This is a genomic window from Providencia sp. PROV114 (assembly GCF_032704305.1).
In the GTDB taxonomy this organism is placed as follows: Bacteria; Pseudomonadota; Gammaproteobacteria; order Enterobacterales; family Enterobacteriaceae; genus Providencia; species Providencia rettgeri.
On record NZ_CP120528.1, the window covers coordinates 1,804,505 to 1,821,165 of the forward strand.

The window sequence follows — 16,661 nt, forward strand, 5'->3', positions numbered from 1 at the left end:
GAGTCTCTATAACTAAGCATAATGTTCTTAAAAATACTCCTAATATTATATTAACTTTGCAGGAATTTATTATGAACATATTTAAAAAACCGATTTGTTCAGTTCTTTTGCAGTATATCTTATTGCCTGTTATTGCTTGTACGCCATTATTTGCAAATTCATCTTCTAATGGCAATCAAGGTCAAGAAAATGGTAAGGGGAATCAAAAAATTCATGGAAATAAAGGAAATCAGAACAAAGATAAACCAAATAAAGAGAATGGCAATCAACAGCTAAAACATGCCAAATCGAACAAGTATTACGATAAACAACGGGGTTCGAATGTGAGTTTTAATGTGAGTTTTGGTCATGTAAGGCCTTTGGCTATTGAATATGGTTTGACGGGATATCGAGGCTTGCCGCCAGGTATTGCAAAGCAAGTGAGTAGGGGAAAACCGCTTCCTCCAGGTATTGCAAAAAAAACGTTACCTTCACCATTTTTGGCACAATTACCTGTTTATGTCGGCTATGAATGGAAAGTAAGTGGTCAGGATCTTATTTTAGTTGCGATAGGGACAATGGTTGTAGCTGAAATTATTGAAAATGTTTTTGAATAAAAAAAACGACCTTGATTGCAAGGTCGTTGTGCAAAATAAATGCAATTAACGCTAATGATTAGGTAACTAAAAGGTTTGATTGACTGAAAAATGATTAACTTGCTTACATAAAACGTTTAGAGAGTAATTCAATAACTTCTTGCACACTGCTGATAAATTCTTTGATGCTGTTCATCGGTAACCCCAAATTAAAATGTGATCCAGATCACGTGAGAGCATTTTAGCCATTAGCATGTTAATGTCAAGTTAATATTAAAAATAATTTTAAATATTAAACTATATTTTAATCTCTTTGCTGGAATTCTTTTTGGTTGAAAGATACTCCGATAAGACGGATGAAAATCTATAAATGACTACAAAAATGTGAAGAATTGAAAGGTAATTTTTATAATATGGTGTATGGTTAATTAGAGGTTAGGTAATGATTTGATTGATAAAGGAATACAGCGCATGATTGCTTATGTGAATGGCCAGTTTTTACCTGTAGAAGAAGCATCAGTATCTGTTTTTGACCGTGGTTTTTTATTTGCTGATGCAGTATATGAAGTGACAGCAGTAATTAACGGTAAGCTAGTTGACTTTGAACATCATATGGCTCGTTTGCAGCGTTCTTGTGCTGAATTACAGCTATCATTACCTTACGATTTAGCAGAATTAAAGCAAATTCATCTTCAATTAGTTCTACAAAATAATATAGAGGAAGGGCTTGTATATTTACAATTGACTCGTGGTAATGCAAAACAACGCAATTTTTTATATCCTGATAATAAAACGAAGCCAACATTGGTCTTATTTACACAAAAGACGAAGATTGTTGAAAATGAAAAGTCTAAATATGGAATAAAAGTCATCACTGTCGATGATATTCGTTGGCAACGTTGTGATATTAAAACAGTCGCCTTATTAGCGGCTTCTATGGCGAAAGAATACGCTAAGCAACAAGGTGCAGATGACGCTATTTTTGTTAAAAATGGCTATGTTACGGAAGGAAGTTCCAGTAATTGTTTTATTATTAACCCTCAGAACCAAATACAAACACGAGGGCTAAGTAATAAGATATTGCCAGGTATTACTCGCCAAGCAATTTTACAGCTTGCTCGGGAGCAAGAAATAGACATTGTTGAAAAGTCATTTAGCATTGATGAAATGTTAGAAGTAAAAGAAGTTTTTATTACTTCTGCAACGACATTAGTTTGGTCAGTTATTATGGTGAATAACCAATTAATTGGGGAAGGTAAGCCGGGGAAACTTGCTACCCGGCTACGGGAGATATACTTGCAAAAATTAAAATAATCTCATGAGATACCTAAGTGTTATTTTAATTGCATAAATTCTTTAACGGAAGAAACCGTTACCATTCCATCCAATGCCTGAATACTTTGCTGGTGGAGTTCTGGCGTTGGAGCGGCACATAAATCTTCAAGTACAGTGACATAATACCCTAAGTCATGAGCCTGCCGAGCCGTACTTTCAATGGCTTTTACGGTACTAACTCCGCCAATAAACAATTCTGTAATGCCATTTTCGGTAAGCCATTTATGGAAATGGTTTCCTGCAAATGCAGAAACCCCTTTTTTAATCATAACAGGGTCACGAAATGCCACTTCAAGGTCATGAGCCCAATTACACCCATTACCACTTAATTTTAAGGCACCAAGGCTTTTGGCTTGCTGAAACATTGGGGAGCCAGCAGGAACATCGTGGTAATTGTCTGAAAACCCAACTTTAACCCAAATAACTGGGATATGATGACTTCTTGCATATTGTGCTGCTTGATTGGCTTTTTCAACAATTTTGCGAGAGCAAGTCTGTTGATAGCTTGAATTAGATAAGCCATTTTTACCAATTATCTCTTCAATGAGATCAATAATAACTAATGCCTTGGACATTATTGCCTCTTTTAAGTGTACGTATAATAACTTATAAAAGGTGTATTCTAGCTAGAAAAAATAGTGAATGCTGTTAACTCAATAACATAATTAGATTTAGGGTAAGTCAATAATAAAACCAATGCCTCGATTGTCTAATCCATCAGTAACTCTAATTACAGCACCGATTTTATGGGCTAAATTTTGGGCGATAGATAAACCTAAACCGCTTCCGGTTTCCATTGTTCCAGGTACTCGATAAAAACGAGAAAATATAAGTTGACGGCTTTCTTCTGGAATTCCTCGGCCATTATCTTGAACGGAAATAGTTCCACCAAATGGAGTCAGGTCTTTTAAAATAACTTTTATTTTCCCTTTTTCTGGGCAGTATTTAATCGCGTTTTCTATCAAATTGGTAAAAATATTACTCAGTGCAAGTTTATCAGTGAGGATATAAAAAGATTTTGGGCTTTGTAGTTCGACATCAATGTCTTTGTTAATGGCGTAAGGTATATGTGAGGATATTAAGTGACTGATTAATACAGGAAGATCAATTTGCTCTTTATTTAATAAAAAATCTTCAGTTTCTAAGCGTGCTAAGTCAATTAATTGATGTGATAGAGAAGCTGCTCGATTTAAAGTCTCTTGCATATCATTAATAATTTCTTCTTTTTCTTTGGGATTATCAATTTGCATTAATAAATGTAATTGAGCTATGACAGCTGCAATCGGTGTTCGTAATTCATGTGCGGCATCTGCCATGAAACGCTTTTCGCGTTGATTTGCAGCATCAACACGAGACATAAGGTTATTGATTGCCGCAATGATAGGTCTAATTTCTTTATATTGTTCTTTCGTTTCTATTGGCGTTAATTTACCCGGCTGGCGGCTAGAAATTAGTTTTGCAGATTGCCTTAAAGGCCGTAGGCTAAAGTAAGCAGTAATTAAAATCGCTAACAGCATAATAGCCAAAATAAAAGCGAGGGGGATGGCGGTGCCTTCGGCTGGGCTACCTAATAAAGATTTACGGTCACTATAAGATTCGGCAATCACAACTTCAAAGGTATTTTTGTCATTCCATGCAGACGTAAAGTGCCAGTCTTTATGTAATACAGCGAGCTCAGAAACGGATTTCAGCGATGGAACGTGTAGCTTGTCACTGTTTCGATAATAGACATTTCCTTCTTTATCTCTAACAATCATAAACGGTCGATAACTAATATCGTCGCCACTTTCCATCGCCGTAGAATAAAGTTCTTGTAGATTATCAGCAATTTTATTGAAATATTCTGGCTTATCAGCAACCACATCAAGTGTTTTAGCAAACCCTTGAGTGATGACGTTCTGTTGTTCATTTAATTCATCATGAATTGAAGGCCAATAAAAAAATTGTAGCCAACCAACTAATAACAGCCAAAGAAAAATAACTGAACTAATTTGTAGTCCGAATGTATAAATAAAAAATGATTTAACTTTCACTTAGTGGTGCTTCTTTTTTTAATAAATAACCAATACCACGGATAGTAATTATACGCTCTTTACCTATTTTTCGGCGTAAATTATGAATATGAACCTCTAAAGAGTTACTTTCCACATCGTCTAACCCGAATAGACGCTGTTCTAAATCTGTTTTTCTGACAACATTATCCGCATTTCTTATTAATTCATAGAGTAATAAATATTCTTTCCCGGAGAGCAATAGCAATTGTTCATTAAGGGTCACTTGGTGATTAAGAGGATTTAATTGCAGGTTACCTAGTTGCCATATTTCAGATGAAAAACCAGCCATACGGCGGCTAACCGCTTTTACTCGAGAAATAAGCTCAGGCATAGCGAATGGCTTCGTTAAAAAATCATCTGCACCTGAGTCTAAACTAGAGACTAGGTTATCCATTTGGTTTCTTGCTGTAAGAATAATTATTGGGATAGTTTCCCCCATATTACGCCAAGTAATGAGTTCTTCATGGCCATCGCCATCAGGCAAGCCTAAATCTAAGAGCATTAAGTCAAAATTACGGGATGCAAGTTGTAATTTTGCGTCTGCAAGTAGCCTTACCCAACAAGGACTAAAGCCTGCCAATTCCAGCCCTCGACATAGTGCCTTTCCCAACTGAAGATCATCTTCGACTAATAGGATATTCATATTATCACCTCTATGAACAAGTATAAGCAGGCAGTGAGTGTCAGACAATATGCATAGTTCAAGTTTGAATCAGATTTAAGCATATCTTAAGGTTGGTTTAACTCATTTTTAAGGTACAAAGAAATAGATTGTTTATTATCATTTCATCACTCAAACAATAAGAGCATTGATAATGAAACAAGTATTTTATGAGGTGCCATTATTTATAGTAGCAATCGTATTTGCTTTAATCTTTATGGGGAAAGATTTCAATAATTCACCCTCAGTAAACTTATCAACTCTAACGCTAAATGAAGTTTCTACTTGCGTGAATGTTGATAGCTGTATTTCACAAGTTAGAATAACTCGTGAAGGAAATAAAAAATTAAATCCAGTGAAAGAAATTAAAGCTTTTCTTAGGCATAAAATCTATTAATTAACAACGAGTAAAATTTAGATATGAGAAATTATTAAATAAGTAGTTTCTTTAATAATCAACGTATTGTCTTGCTTTTATTCTCCTGCAAGTAGAAGTGTTTTTGTTGATGAGGCTGGGTTTAATTACGACTTTTAGTAAAAGAAAAAGGAATGTTACACAATGGGTAAACATTCCTTTAAGTATTAGGTTAATCCACCGTTGTTTCTTCTGGGATCCAACCATCATCCATCCATATTTCTTCCAGTATCTCTTCAATACGAATTTTATCTTCCGTTATTTTAGTTCCAGAGATGTTAACGCGTTGTTGTGAGCTAAACCCAACCCGCGTTATCATATCTGGATATTGGTTTTGAAGTTTGCGTAAAATCTCAGTTTCAAGTGCTTGCAAAACAATTGAACTCGGTTTTTGTGGAGCGTTCTTATCAAATAATACTTCGATACGTAACATGATAGCCTCTAGCAAAGACTGTATTAATATACAGTATTTTTAGAACTATTAGGTAAAAAAGTCAATATAGAGCTACAAATATTTTTATCAGCGAATGGAGTGAAAAAATAATAGCAAGATAAAACAACAGGTTAATATTATGAGTGCACGATAAATAATTGTCAGAAAATTTAAAATAGGTATGCTAGAAAATATTTTTTATAAGGTGAGTTTTGATTAAATGTTACATGCTTTAAGAGTTTCAAGTGAAGATAGCGAAGCGATAGCAATGATTAACCAGTTGTATGACACAGCTTTTCCATTATATGAACAAAGAAGCTACCAAGGAAGAGAGGCAATATTAAATCATAGCGATTATTATTTGCTCAATTTCAAAGAGAATGACACTTTTATTGGTTTCATTGGTTGTTGGAAAATCGAAGATTATTATTACATTGAGCATCTTGCTATTTCCCCCATATTAAGAGGGCAAGGTTATGGGCAAAAGGTATTAAAACTGTTTTGTCATGATGTTGGTAAAGTGATTCTAGAAATAGACCCCATTATTGATGAAGTTAGCCAAAAACGTTGGTCTTTTTATCAACATTGCGGTTTTCAACAAACTGAATACGCTCACGCACATCCAAGTTATTACCCAGAAAATAAGCCGCATGAGCTTAGGGTATTAAGCTATCCAGAAGTGATAGCTCAAGAGGTGTATCAGCAATTTAATCACACCTTGCAAACGGTTGTGATGAATAAAGCGCTATTATAGTTCACCATTTAGATGGTTTTAATCAGATATATAGCAATAGATAAGTTCGGGATCATTATCATCTAAATTTTCAATGTATCCACTAGGAATAAAGCCAGCTTTTATTAAGAGTTGTTGAGTGGCTGTATTCGATTGGTTTGTAGATGTAAAAATTTTTGGGGTTTTACTCTGCATTTTTAGTTTATTAATTAAGGTGAGTCCAAGGCCTTGCCGACGATGGTTTTTATTTACCATTAATAACTCTATAAAAGCATGGGAATAGAAATAATAATGTAGAACACCATACGCCAATATTTCGTTGTTGGCTTCCAGTACATAACATATTTCTTGTTCGAGCCATTGGGTAATGTCTTCATAGCGTTCTGTCGTCGCAATGGTATCTATGGAAAATATAGCATTTATATCAATTAGTGTTGCGGCTCTAAAGTTAGTTTTCATTATCAATCAGTTGTTTATCAATGCTAAATGTCTTAATTTGAAAATATTACAGCATAGGATTGGTTTAGGTAAAAGATTAATATGAATAAGTAGCGCTTAAATAGGCATGTATACCTATCTATCAATTGAATTGAGAGTATTTTGGACTGTATAAGCAGTTGGTTAAAGTTAGTATAACCATGTCGGGGTTTTACACCAGTTTTACCACCATTTTACCTTTTTAAAATCACACACACAAAAAAACCAACCGTAATAGGTTGGTTTTCTTAGGGAATTTTGGTCGGCATGATAGGATTTGAACCTACGACCCCCGACACCCCATGACGGTGCGCTACCAAGCTGCGCTACATGCCGAACTTTGATTAATACTACTCATTTTACTTCTAAAAGCAATAGACTGAAGATGCGACTGGTTGATATTTAAACACTAATTTTCATTAAAGCGTTTTAACTCAGTAAAGATCTTCAACAACTCAGCCAAGTCAGGTTTTTCATTTCGTTCTATAGCACCTTGTTTATCATAGATATTAAACTGACCATTTTGATCCATGTAGAGGGTGGCATTATCTGTGGTAATGACAACATCGTCGTTATCACCGGTGATCACCCATGGGTAAGTACGTTTAACACTAAATAAATCCTCACCTTGGCTGTAATCATCGGGTGGATTACTGACATGTAGTAAACGCTGCATCAATGTTGTCATGACATCTTGATGACTAGTTAGCTTATCTATTTGCTGCGCTGGTGTGTTTGGCCAATAAATGAATAGTGGCACTTGCATATTATTACGATTGAAGCGTTTGCCATCTAACCACTCGTTTTCTGCTTTTCCTTGGTTATTGTAATTTGCGGTCACAACAACAATGGTGTTTTGCAAGCGATTATCACGCTGTAATACAGACATCACGCGATTGATTTGTTCATTGGTTTTCGCGCTTCCAGGTGTTCCTTTAATATTGAGGAAAGAGAACCAAGGAGAGTCATTCTTAAGGCTATCTAGCCAGTTACTCCATTGTGTCACTGTTAAGTTGTCATTATCTGCAGTTTTTGCAGGTAATGAGTAATCCGCTAAAATAGCTTGCCTGAATAATGGAGAATTAAAGCCATCTGTTGAGAATAAACCAAACTGATATCCTTGATGCTGTAAGGCTTCGATTAGCGCTGATGGATGGCGACCATTGAGAATATTATCGAAATAAGTTGATGAAATACCATAGAATAAGCCAAATAGCGCGGTATCGTTACGTAGACCGGCAGTGTAGTGATTCGTAAACTGTGTACTGATTTCTTTAAATTCGTTTAACGCACCCATAGAATCTTGTTGAGATTTGTCTCCAAGATCATCAATGACCAACAATAATAAGTTGTAATCGGCGCCTTGGTCATAATAACTTAAAGGTTTCAATGGGTAGTTTAATTTAAGTGCTGTTGGGCTACCTTGCTGGAATACACGGTTTTGATGTTCAGTTAAGTCTAACAGGCCATATCTATCAAGGAGCTTGCGGGCTGTCATGGGTTGTGACAATGGATAATTGTAGCGTTGCATGGTGATAGGGCGATAAAAATTAGCATCGGCCCATGCATACATCAGGTGTGACATAATAAAGGTCACAATAAAAATACCCGCAAGCGGTTTGCCAAATGTTTGGCGATTTAAACTACGTAATTTTTGCCAACTCCAAGTCGCAAATAACATTTCAACAAGAAAGATAATCGGAATGCTGATAAACATCAGTTGCCATTCACGAGCCATCTCACCCTTAGTTGGGTTGATGACCAAGTCCCAAACTTGTGGTGTTAAATGCAAACCAAATTGGCTAAAAACACGGATATCAAAAATTAATAGCGTTGTACCAGCCGTTGCAAGGGCAACACAAAGTACCCTCAGCAGCCGCTGAGACATAACAATAAAGGTCAGTGGAAAAACAATTAGTAAGTAAGTCGCAAAGACCACAAAACTAAAGTGACCAATCCAACTGACGAAAGCATAAATTCGGCCAGTTAGGGTATCTGGCCAATCAAAAATAAACAGATAGCTACTACTTAACACGAGGCTAAGCAGTATATTGAATAGTGCAAACCAGTGCCCCCAACCAATCATGTTAGAGACTTTGTCACGGTAGCGCAGGTGGGTGACCATACTGTTTATTTCATTAATCAATTAGTGTGATTGATCTTCTTTAACAGAAGAAAGTAATGCATTTGCGAATGATTCTGCAATCATTTTACGTTGCGCAGGCGCAACCGACGTATTCAGCAGATTCGTTACCATATTACCTAACACCATGAGGGAAAGGTCAACAGGGGTGTGGTTTTTTTCTAACACGCTCACGAGGTCAGAAAGTAAACCTTCAACTTTTTCATCACTATAGCGAGATGATTGTGGCATAAATTGAGACATCCTAAATTAATGAAAGCTACATATCATAGCGTATCACAGCTGGTTTTTCTTCTTTCTTCGCAACAAATTTTTGTTTAAGTGATAATAATGCTAATTCAGATTCGTAAAGTGCGTATTAGTTCAGCGTAATTAGGCTGAAAATAGAACAAATGATGGTTTCTGTTGCAGAGGAATAATATCAATGTTTGAATACGCGCAACATTATTTTCGCTATAACGAAGGAGCCAACAATGAGTCTGGAAATTAACCAGATAGCTTTACACCAGTTAATTAAAAGAGATGAGCAAACCCTAGAGGTGATGTTGCGGGATTCTTTATTGACAGCAGATGGTGTCGTACAAGACATGATGGCAGAGTTACACCGCGTCTATAGTGCAAAAAGTAAAGCATTTGGCGAATTTAACGAAGAAAGTGAACTTGCCGATGCGTTAAAGTTATTGCGTAAAGGCGAGGAAGAGTTTTTAGGGTTCAGCCGTGCGATGACCGTTCGCTTGAAAGATGAATTAGCCAAATATCCTTTTGCTGAAGGGGGCGTGGTTCTCTTTTGTCAATACCGTTACCTCGCGGTCGAATATTTATTAATTGCGGTGCTCAATAGTTGTGACAGCATGTTTGTCACGGAATCATTGGATTTAGGCACCACACATTATTTAGATATTCCTCATGCAGATATTGTCGCTCGTATTGATTTAACGGAATGGGAGACCAATCCTGAATCAAAACGCTATTTAACTTTCTTAAAAGGTAGAGTAGGGCGAAAAGTATCTGATTTCTTTATGGACTTTTTGGCTGCATCAGAGGGATTAAATGCAAAAGTTCAGAATAAAGGCTTGGTACAGGCACTTGACGATTTTTGTGATAATGCACAAATGGACAAAAACACACGTCAAGCTTATCGCCAGCAAGTGCATAGTTATTGTACAGAACAATTACAGTCTGGAGAGGAAATTGAGTTACAGGCGCTGGCAAAAGAGCTGCCAATGGTTGAAGAACAAAGCTTCGATGATTTCGCTCGCCAAAATGATTATCAACTCGAAGAAAGTTTCCCTGCCGATAGAGGAACGTTGAAGCAATTAACGAAGTTCTCAGGGAGTGGCGGAGGGATCACGATTAGCTTTGATGCGATGCTTATGGGAGAGCGTATCTTTTGGGACCCTGTCACTGATACGTTGACCATTCGCGGTACACCACCTAATTTGCGTGACCAGTTACAACGCCGGGGGGCTAAATAGGCTGTGGCGTTGAATCGGTAGAAATAAATAACGCCGCAATTGCGGCGTTATTTACTCGGCGTCCCGAAAATTCTAAAGCTCGGCTGTGGGCTTTAATTAAGCGCGCAGGAAGTCAATGTGCGTCACTTTTGGCTTAAATGGGTGACGTTGAACAGCCTGAACTTTTACTTTTGTTTCTTTACCATCGATAACCAGGTTCAGAACTTCGTAAAATTCTGCTTTGCTTTCTTGGTTGATGATTTCATCGTGGTTAAGAGTTACAGAGATAGCTTCTTGGTTGCCACCGTAAACGATAGCTGGAAGCTGGTTATCTCTGCGCAGGCGGCGGCTCGCACCCTTACCCTGCTCTTTACGTTCAATTGCATTGATAGTTAACATTACTATTTCTCTATAAAAAGAAAATATAAATTCCTGCTACAGGCGACCCAGCAGCAGGTTCGAGATTTGGCCTATGGATACTTCATTCAGCGAACAAGATATCGGAAGGCGGGCGGCATTTTAACGAAAAATCCATCATCCAGCAATCATTATGATCGTTTTCGCTTTATGATAGAGAATCTGCAACGCGAAAACGCCCTTGATAATCGAAGATTTTCTCTCTAATTTCCCAAAAACGCTCTTTTTTGCGTGCAACAATAAATTGAGGATAACGTAATAAAGATTGCTGCAATAATATATCATTTGCACTATTCCATTTAAATGGAACACCCGGAGCACGCTGATGCTCTCGTAAAAAACGATATTCGAATACGCGTTTTTGTGCGGGCGTCGCTAAGCGAAAACGTTCAGAAACGCTAGTTCCGTCTTCATCAAAATAATTTATTTTAATCCATTCACCTTTGGAATCACTTCCAGTAATGAATTGCATACCACCGCAACGAATGATTAATGCATCTTTAAGTTTTAATGCGGCTTTTAGCATATCGTCAGGGTCGGTAAGCACCTCTTGGCATTTTTGGCAGCGACGAGCAGCAATATCATTTTCTGCACCGCAATGTGGACATTGCTTGAAGCGAAAACGAAATTCACATTGTTTTTTCTGCCTATTTTCATCCTCTTCCCAGCCTTGGCAGCGCCGGCCGTAATGTTCAATAATTTGCCCATCAGAGGTACATTTACCCCAAAAAATATTCGCAAATTGGCACAATGGACAAAAAACTTGCACGGGAACACTGGTTGAGTTGGGTCTACTAGAACCCACTTCAGGCCGAAACAAATCATGTGGATTACCGGCATAATCTAAGATTAAACAGCGGGTTTTTCCTTCGGATAGGCGTAATCCTCGGCCAACAATTTGTTGGTATAAGCTGACTGACTCTGTGGGTCGTAAAATCGCAATCACATCAACATGAGGCGCATCAAACCCAGTTGTTAATACTGAAACGTTAACGAGATAGTGTAATTCTTTGTTTTTAAATTGGTTAATAATTGCTTGCCTATCAGCAGCAGGGGTTTCAGCTGTCACTAATGCCGCACTGTTTTGGGGTAAATTGCCCAAAATTTCTTTTGCGTGCTCAACCGTTGCTGCAAAAATCATACAGCCTTGTAATGGTGCTGCATATTCAATAACTTGCTCAATAATTTTAGGGGTAATGCGTTGCTGCTTTTTTAATGACAGATTAAGCTCTTGTTCATTAAAAATACCTGATGATGTCAGTGAAACTTGGCTAAAATCATATTGGAGAACAGGCATATCTAAGCGTTCAGGTGGTACTAAGAATTTGTTTTTAATCATATAATGTAGAGGTAGTTCATAAATACACTCACGGAAAAAACAATTTTCATCGCCACGTACCATACCATGGTAATGGTATTGGTAAATCCAACCACTGTTGAGACGGTAGGGCGTGGCGGTTAATCCTAAAATACGTAATGAAGGGTTATTGGACTGTAAAGCCTGGATGATTTGTTGGTATTGGCTTTTATCATTCAAACTTATACGGTGACACTCATCAATAATCACTAACGAAAAATGTGCATCAAAGGCTTTAAGGTTTCGAGCAACAGATTGCACGCTACCAAACACGACTTTGCTTTGAGATTCTTTTCGATTTAGACCTGCGGCAAATATATCGGCTTGTAGGCCATATGTGAGGTACTTAGCATGATTCTGCTCAACTAATTCTTTTACATGTGCTAATACCAGCACTCGGCCACGAGCAAGCCGCGCCAATTCAGCGATCACTAAGCTTTTACCTGCTCCAGTTGGCAAGACAATTACGGCAGGGTGAGTCTGTTTACGGAAATAATCAACCGTCGCATCGACAGCTTCTTGTTGGTATGGGCGTAAAACAAAAGGCATATTATTCAGCATTATGTAATTAAATCAGGTGAATGACGTTAAATTTAATTTAAAACGATGACTCTGTCTAAAGATGTGAGTTGTTTCGGTGAAACTATCACTTCACAAGGGTTATTGTTATAATGAATTATGTGATAACAATCACAACAACCTTTCACTCTATATTCTGACAGTTGAGCGTTATTGTACGCTTCACTGGCATTCCATCAAGTTAAGAGAATCTATGCGACTGGATAAATTTTTGTCCCAGCAATTAGGGATAAGCCGAAGTTTGGTAGCGCGAGAACTGCGCGCAGGGCTTGTAACGGTTGATGATGAAATCGTTAAATCAGGGGCTTTTCAAGTTACGATTGACCATGAAGTCGCTTATGATGGCAATGTCCTCGTACAAGTTACTGGGCCGCGTTATTTTATGTTACATAAACCACAAGGCTATATTTGCTCAACAGATGACCCAACACATCCAACAATTCTTTTTTTTATTGATGAGCCTCTTGCACAAAAACTGCATTCAGCAGGGCGTTTAGATATCGATACAACCGGCCTTGTATTATTGACGGACGATGGCCAATGGTCACATCGCATTACTTCACCCAAGCATCATTGTGAAAAAACGTACCGAGTTCAATTGAGTGATGATATTGCTCAAGATGTTGCTGAGAAGTTTGCTCAGGGCGTTATGCTCAATGGGGAAAAACATCCAACTAAACCAGCGAAACTGGAAATTATTAGCCCTAGAGATGTCAGGCTGACGATTAGCGAAGGGCGTTATCATCAAGTAAAACGTATGTTTGCAGCGGTAGGAAACCACGTTTGTGGGTTACACCGTGAACGTGTTGGGGAAATTTGGCTCGATGATGCTCTTGAGCCAGGAGAATACCGCCCACTGACGGAAGAAGAGATCAACAGCATTAATGTACCACGTAAAAAAACAGCAGGAGTTTAAAGAGTGCAACAGCAGCGTTCATCCTATTTGGGGCTGATATTAATTCTCGGTTTATTATCGATGCTAATGCCATTGGCTATCGACATGTACCTACCAAGCTTTCCGACGATGATGCATTATTTTAATGTAGATGAAGGGCGCATTCAAATGACGCTCAATAGCTACATTTTTGGTTTTGCTATAGGGCAATTATTTTATGGTCCTATGGCTGATAGCATTGGGCGTAAACCTGTTATTTTGGGTGGAGTTGTCGTTTTTGCCATCGCTTCAGCGGCTTGCGCTATCACTGAATCGATTGATTCACTGATTTGGTTACGTTTTTTACATGGTTTTGCCGCTGCAGCTGCAAGTGTTGTGATTAACGCACTTATGCGAGATATGTTTACTCGTGATGAATTCTCAAGAAGTATGTCTTTTGTTGTATTAGTGATGACGGTGGCACCGTTATTAGCCCCTATTTTAGGGGGAGAACTAATGCGTTGGTTTTCATGGCATGCCATTTTCTGGAGTATCGCCATTGCAGCGGTTGTTGCCGTTATTTTAGTGAGCTGTTTTGTGCGGGAAACATTGCCCGTTGCTAAAAGGCAAAAGTTTCATATTGGTACAACATTAAGGCAATTTGCGACTTTATTTAGAGCAAGACAGGTTCTGTTCTACATATTAGCGAGTTCATTCTCTTTTGCCGGGATGTTTTCGTTCTTAAATGCAGGTGCTTTTGTCTATATCGATTTGAATGGGGTGTCTCCACAGAATTTTGGCTACTATTTTGGTATCAACATTATCTTCCTGTTTATTATGACGACAATAAATAGCCGCTATGTAAGGCATTTTGGCGCAGAAAAAATGCTTTACTTTGGCATCATTATCCAATTTGTGATGGGCGTGTGGTTGCTTGTTACAACGGCATTTGCATTAGATTTTTGGACATTGGTTATCGGTGTTGCAATCTATGTTAGTGGCATAGCGATGATTACTTCTAATGCAATGGCAGTGATCTTGGATAATTATCCACATATTGCCGGAACCGTCTCTTCATTGGCAGGAACAATAAGGTTTTCAATTGGCGCACTCGTTGGGACTTTATTATCACTCATACCCGCTCAGAGCGCATGGCCAATGGTTGGTTCTATGGTTGCTTGTGTAGCATTATCAATGTTATTTGTTCTATTAGCGAAAAAAGCAAAGTAAACCATATGTTTTCAAGTTTCATGGATGAAACTGAGAACACACAATTCCCCTTTCTTTAAAATAGAATATTTTCTAGTTACTTCCCTAGATCATTCATTTTATCTATTAGAGATAAAGTAACATTGCTCGATAAAAGCGAGTAGTAATGTAGGGGTATTAAAATCCTTAATGAAAAATGATCTAAATCAATTATCATTCGAGCTAAATTTGTTAAATTTATGTTTTATGAATTAATGCTTATTGCAACATTATTCATTAATAAAAATTTGGTTTAACTTCAAAAACAAACTGTTTTTTACTATTTTCATTTCATAAATGTAAAAAAAAGTTAAGTGTTTTGAGTGAGATGTTGAGCTTAGAGATCAAAATTAGTTTAAATTTTAATATATTTACTACTAAAATGAATGTGCAATGATTTGTGTCACAAAAATTTAACGACATTTTGTTTTTTTAATGTTATATTTAAAGTTCGACATTTAACATTCATGTTACTTTTTGGATGACTAAAAGTTCGGTTTGAACGATGAATGATTGGCTTAAGCCCGTGTTAGGTCAAGTAAGAATGTAAGTATCAGTACTTGGCAAAATACTAAAATGTTTCAATAGGATATCTTTGTGGAAAAATTAGGTCTTTCGGTGGTGCACAGGCTACCGCAAAGCTACCGCTGGTTATCAGGCAAAATAGGTACGGATGTTGAAGTCGTGCCTATGAATGATGCCGATAGCGATAAGCTTGTGGGGCTGAAGCTACTTAGCCATGACTGTGCGACAGATTGTATTGCAATGCAGCAATTGTCTGAATCATTGTCAGATATGCAGATCGCTAACGCAATCTTAGAGTGGCAAAAAGAAATTTGCCTATTCATTCATGCTAATGATGAGCTAGCTGCTATGTGTCGCTTAAAAGCTTCTGGCGTCGCGATTGCAGAACTGTCTTCTGGCTTTTATAGTGCTTAGTTTTGAGTATATTTGCTTGGTTATATTGGCTCGATGATTCATTATTATTTTAGTTACAAGTTTAGTTCAGCTATGTTTTATAACTTGTTTTTGAATGAGCGTTATCGTGAGGTGGGTTTGGTATTTAAGCTATTTTTATCAAAAAGAATCAAATAGCTATACTAAATTTAGTTAATAAAGATTTCCAATAAAAAAGCTTCCATTGTATGGAAGCTTTTTTATTGGAAGGGGGATATAGAATGTTAAAAAAACTTATGAGCCATTAATAATACGTCTACCGGCATAATATCTTTTGCTCCAGTAGGAGTTAGTCATTTCAGAAACGATAACACCACTACTGGTTGACGCATGAACAAATTTTTGGTCGCCAATATAGATACCAACATGCTTCATAGTTCGGCCTGTTTTAAATAAAACAATATCACCGACTTTTAGGTTATTACGTTTTACGCTTTTGCCTGAGGATTCTTGTTCAGAAGTGGTACGAGGGAGTTCAACACCAAATTGTTCAAAGAATGTGCGTTGTACGAAACTTGAACAATCAACACCTTTCTTTGTTGTACCGCCAAGACGATAAGCCACGCCTTTCCAGCTTGCGTATTGATCCATTATTTTAGATTTAGTATCAACACTTTGTACTAATTCTTCGAATTCATCTTGAGATGCCATCGTCAAGGAGTCGCCAGCAGAACCATTTAGCATACGTGCATCTGATTTGGCAGTATATTGTGTGTTTTTAGCAGACTTTGGGTTGGTACATGCTGTGAGAGTTACGGCGATTGCAATTGCCGGAACAATGCGCCAAGCATAGCGCTTAAGTTTTTCAGGAGTTAGCATTCTTATATATATCCCTTACCATTTTTTTAGTACTTTATTGTGTAAAAAGACACAAAAAACTAAACTTATCCCTGTGAAAAACGCATTATAGATGCCAAAACTGTGTTTTTCGCAGAAAGTGTTTATCGCA

18 protein-coding genes and 1 tRNA gene are annotated in these 16,661 nt (G+C 37.4%); 8 read left to right on the forward strand and 11 right to left on the reverse strand.

Annotated features, from left to right (window positions below; all coding sequences use genetic code 11):
- Positions 1–71 precede the first annotated feature (71 nt).
- Both P3L37_RS07765 and P3L37_RS07770 read left to right on the forward strand, forming a co-directional pair.
- Positions 72–596 carry an anti-virulence regulator CigR family protein gene (locus tag P3L37_RS07765; protein WP_117162375.1) on the forward strand — a complete coding sequence of 175 codons (525 nt, stop codon included), beginning with the start codon at positions 72–74 and terminating at the stop codon, positions 594–596.
- Positions 597–1,046: 450 nt separating this feature from the next.
- Positions 1,047–1,889, forward strand: coding sequence for a D-amino-acid transaminase (locus tag P3L37_RS07770; RefSeq protein ID WP_272667384.1), 843 nt, complete (start codon positions 1,047–1,049; stop codon positions 1,887–1,889).
- Between the two features lie 20 nt (positions 1,890–1,909).
- Here the strand turns inward: P3L37_RS07770 and P3L37_RS07775 are convergent, their stop codons facing one another.
- From P3L37_RS07775 to P3L37_RS07785, 3 genes are all read right to left on the reverse strand, one after another.
- Positions 1,910–2,485 (reverse strand): cysteine hydrolase family protein, encoded by a 576-nt coding sequence (locus P3L37_RS07775; RefSeq protein ID WP_004912122.1) that lies wholly within the window; start codon positions 2,483–2,485, stop codon positions 1,910–1,912.
- Positions 2,486–2,581: 96 nt separating this feature from the next.
- Entirely contained in the window at positions 2,582–3,943 is a 1,362-nt protein-coding gene (locus P3L37_RS07780) for a sensor histidine kinase (RefSeq protein ID WP_272667354.1), read from the reverse strand.
- Positions 3,933–4,607, reverse strand: coding sequence for a response regulator (locus tag P3L37_RS07785; RefSeq protein WP_004912118.1), 675 nt, complete (start codon positions 4,605–4,607; stop codon positions 3,933–3,935). Before P3L37_RS07785 ends, P3L37_RS07780 begins: the two co-directional genes overlap by 11 nt.
- 172 nt (positions 4,608–4,779) lie before the next feature.
- Here P3L37_RS07785 and P3L37_RS07790 point away from each other — a divergent pair, with 172 nt between their 5' ends.
- Positions 4,780–5,022 carry a hypothetical protein gene (locus P3L37_RS07790; protein ID WP_109911575.1) on the forward strand — a complete coding sequence of 81 codons (243 nt, stop codon included), beginning with the start codon at positions 4,780–4,782 and terminating at the stop codon, positions 5,020–5,022.
- Between the two features lie 190 nt (positions 5,023–5,212).
- Here P3L37_RS07790 and P3L37_RS07795 read toward each other — a convergent pair whose 3' ends face one another.
- The gene (locus P3L37_RS07795; RefSeq protein ID WP_004912115.1) at positions 5,213–5,473 is read right to left on the reverse strand and encodes a DinI-like family protein; all 261 of its coding nucleotides are present in this window, start codon (positions 5,471–5,473) and stop codon (positions 5,213–5,215) included.
- Between the two features lie 220 nt (positions 5,474–5,693).
- On the opposite strand from P3L37_RS07795, the gene P3L37_RS07800 reads away from it, so the two are divergent.
- Positions 5,694–6,227 (forward strand): GNAT family N-acetyltransferase, encoded by a 534-nt coding sequence (locus P3L37_RS07800; protein WP_109911576.1) that lies wholly within the window; start codon positions 5,694–5,696, stop codon positions 6,225–6,227.
- An 18-nt stretch (positions 6,228–6,245) separates the two neighbouring features.
- Here P3L37_RS07800 and P3L37_RS07805 read toward each other — a convergent pair whose 3' ends face one another.
- The 4 genes from P3L37_RS07805 to P3L37_RS07820 all read right to left on the reverse strand — a co-directional run bounded on the left by P3L37_RS07805 (position 6,246) and on the right by P3L37_RS07820 (position 9,057).
- Positions 6,246–6,665, reverse strand: a complete 420-nt coding sequence (locus tag P3L37_RS07805) for a GNAT family N-acetyltransferase (RefSeq protein ID WP_109911577.1) — start codon at positions 6,663–6,665, stop codon at positions 6,246–6,248.
- A 277-nt stretch (positions 6,666–6,942) separates the two neighbouring features.
- A tRNA-Pro gene (locus tag P3L37_RS07810) sits at positions 6,943–7,019 on the reverse strand.
- A 73-nt stretch (positions 7,020–7,092) separates the two neighbouring features.
- Complete coding sequence (gene yejM, locus P3L37_RS07815; protein ID WP_109911578.1) at positions 7,093–8,808, reverse strand: LPS biosynthesis-modulating metalloenzyme YejM; 1,716 nt, start codon at positions 8,806–8,808, stop codon at positions 7,093–7,095.
- A gap of 21 nt (positions 8,809–8,829) precedes the next feature.
- Positions 8,830–9,057, reverse strand: coding sequence for a YejL family protein (locus P3L37_RS07820; RefSeq protein WP_004911940.1), 228 nt, complete (start codon positions 9,055–9,057; stop codon positions 8,830–8,832).
- Positions 9,058–9,299: 242 nt separating this feature from the next.
- On the opposite strand from P3L37_RS07820, the gene yejK reads away from it, so the two are divergent.
- On the forward strand, positions 9,300–10,301 hold the full coding sequence (gene yejK / locus P3L37_RS07825) for a nucleoid-associated protein YejK (protein ID WP_004911936.1): 1,002 nt from the start codon (positions 9,300–9,302) through the stop codon (positions 10,299–10,301).
- 96 nt (positions 10,302–10,397) lie between these two features.
- On the opposite strand, the gene rplY is transcribed toward yejK, so the two are convergent.
- Together rplY and P3L37_RS07835 are read right to left on the reverse strand one after the other, a co-directional pair.
- Complete coding sequence (gene rplY, locus P3L37_RS07830; protein WP_004260060.1) at positions 10,398–10,679, reverse strand: 50S ribosomal protein L25; 282 nt, start codon at positions 10,677–10,679, stop codon at positions 10,398–10,400.
- Between the two features lie 166 nt (positions 10,680–10,845).
- The gene (locus P3L37_RS07835) at positions 10,846–12,603 is read right to left on the reverse strand and encodes a DEAD/DEAH box helicase (protein ID WP_272667355.1); all 1,758 of its coding nucleotides are present in this window, start codon (positions 12,601–12,603) and stop codon (positions 10,846–10,848) included.
- Between the two features lie 223 nt (positions 12,604–12,826).
- Between P3L37_RS07835 and rsuA the strand changes: the two genes are divergently transcribed.
- From rsuA to P3L37_RS07850, 3 genes are all read left to right on the forward strand, one after another.
- Entirely contained in the window at positions 12,827–13,549 is a 723-nt protein-coding gene (rsuA, locus tag P3L37_RS07840) for a 16S rRNA pseudouridine(516) synthase RsuA (RefSeq protein ID WP_109911580.1), read from the forward strand.
- Between the two features lie 3 nt (positions 13,550–13,552).
- Positions 13,553–14,737 (forward strand): Bcr/CflA family multidrug efflux MFS transporter, encoded by a 1,185-nt coding sequence (locus P3L37_RS07845; protein WP_109911581.1) that lies wholly within the window; start codon positions 13,553–13,555, stop codon positions 14,735–14,737.
- A gap of 615 nt (positions 14,738–15,352) precedes the next feature.
- Positions 15,353–15,694 carry a hypothetical protein gene (locus P3L37_RS07850; protein ID WP_004260080.1) on the forward strand — a complete coding sequence of 114 codons (342 nt, stop codon included), beginning with the start codon at positions 15,353–15,355 and terminating at the stop codon, positions 15,692–15,694.
- Between the two features lie 252 nt (positions 15,695–15,946).
- Here the strand turns inward: P3L37_RS07850 and mepS are convergent, their stop codons facing one another.
- Positions 15,947–16,531 carry a bifunctional murein DD-endopeptidase/murein LD-carboxypeptidase gene (gene mepS, locus P3L37_RS07855; RefSeq protein ID WP_004911920.1) on the reverse strand — a complete coding sequence of 195 codons (585 nt, stop codon included), beginning with the start codon at positions 16,529–16,531 and terminating at the stop codon, positions 15,947–15,949.
- Between the last annotated feature and the right edge of the window lie 130 nt (positions 16,532–16,661).

Excerpts from the sequence above, each read along its gene's own strand:
- P3L37_RS07765 (WP_117162375.1), top strand. The coding sequence starts at position 72 with ATGAACATATTTAAAAAACCGATTTGTTCAGTTCTTTTGCAGTATATC.
- P3L37_RS07770 (WP_272667384.1), top strand. The coding sequence starts at position 1,047 with ATGATTGCTTATGTGAATGGCCAGTTTTTACCTGTAGAAGAAGCATCA.
- P3L37_RS07775 (WP_004912122.1), bottom strand. The coding sequence starts at position 2,485 with ATGTCCAAGGCATTAGTTATTATTGATCTCATTGAAGAGATAATTGGT.
- P3L37_RS07785 (WP_004912118.1), bottom strand. The coding sequence starts at position 4,607 with ATGAATATCCTATTAGTCGAAGATGATCTTCAGTTGGGAAAGGCACTA.
- P3L37_RS07790 (WP_109911575.1), top strand. The coding sequence starts at position 4,780 with ATGAAACAAGTATTTTATGAGGTGCCATTATTTATAGTAGCAATCGTA.
- P3L37_RS07795 (WP_004912115.1), bottom strand. The coding sequence starts at position 5,473 with ATGTTACGTATCGAAGTATTATTTGATAAGAACGCTCCACAAAAACCG.
- P3L37_RS07800 (WP_109911576.1), top strand. The coding sequence starts at position 5,694 with ATGTTACATGCTTTAAGAGTTTCAAGTGAAGATAGCGAAGCGATAGCA.
- P3L37_RS07805 (WP_109911577.1), bottom strand. The coding sequence starts at position 6,665 with ATGAAAACTAACTTTAGAGCCGCAACACTAATTGATATAAATGCTATA.
- yejM (WP_109911578.1), bottom strand. The coding sequence starts at position 8,808 with ATGGTCACCCACCTGCGCTACCGTGACAAAGTCTCTAACATGATTGGT.
- P3L37_RS07820 (WP_004911940.1), bottom strand. The coding sequence starts at position 9,057 with ATGCCACAATCATCTCGCTATAGTGATGAAAAAGTTGAAGGTTTACTT.
- yejK (WP_004911936.1), top strand. The coding sequence starts at position 9,300 with ATGAGTCTGGAAATTAACCAGATAGCTTTACACCAGTTAATTAAAAGA.
- rplY (WP_004260060.1), bottom strand. The coding sequence starts at position 10,679 with ATGTTAACTATCAATGCAATTGAACGTAAAGAGCAGGGTAAGGGTGCG.
- P3L37_RS07835 (WP_272667355.1), bottom strand. The coding sequence starts at position 12,603 with ATGCCTTTTGTTTTACGCCCATACCAACAAGAAGCTGTCGATGCGACG.
- rsuA (WP_109911580.1), top strand. The coding sequence starts at position 12,827 with ATGCGACTGGATAAATTTTTGTCCCAGCAATTAGGGATAAGCCGAAGT.
- mepS (WP_004911920.1), bottom strand. The coding sequence starts at position 16,531 with ATGCTAACTCCTGAAAAACTTAAGCGCTATGCTTGGCGCATTGTTCCG.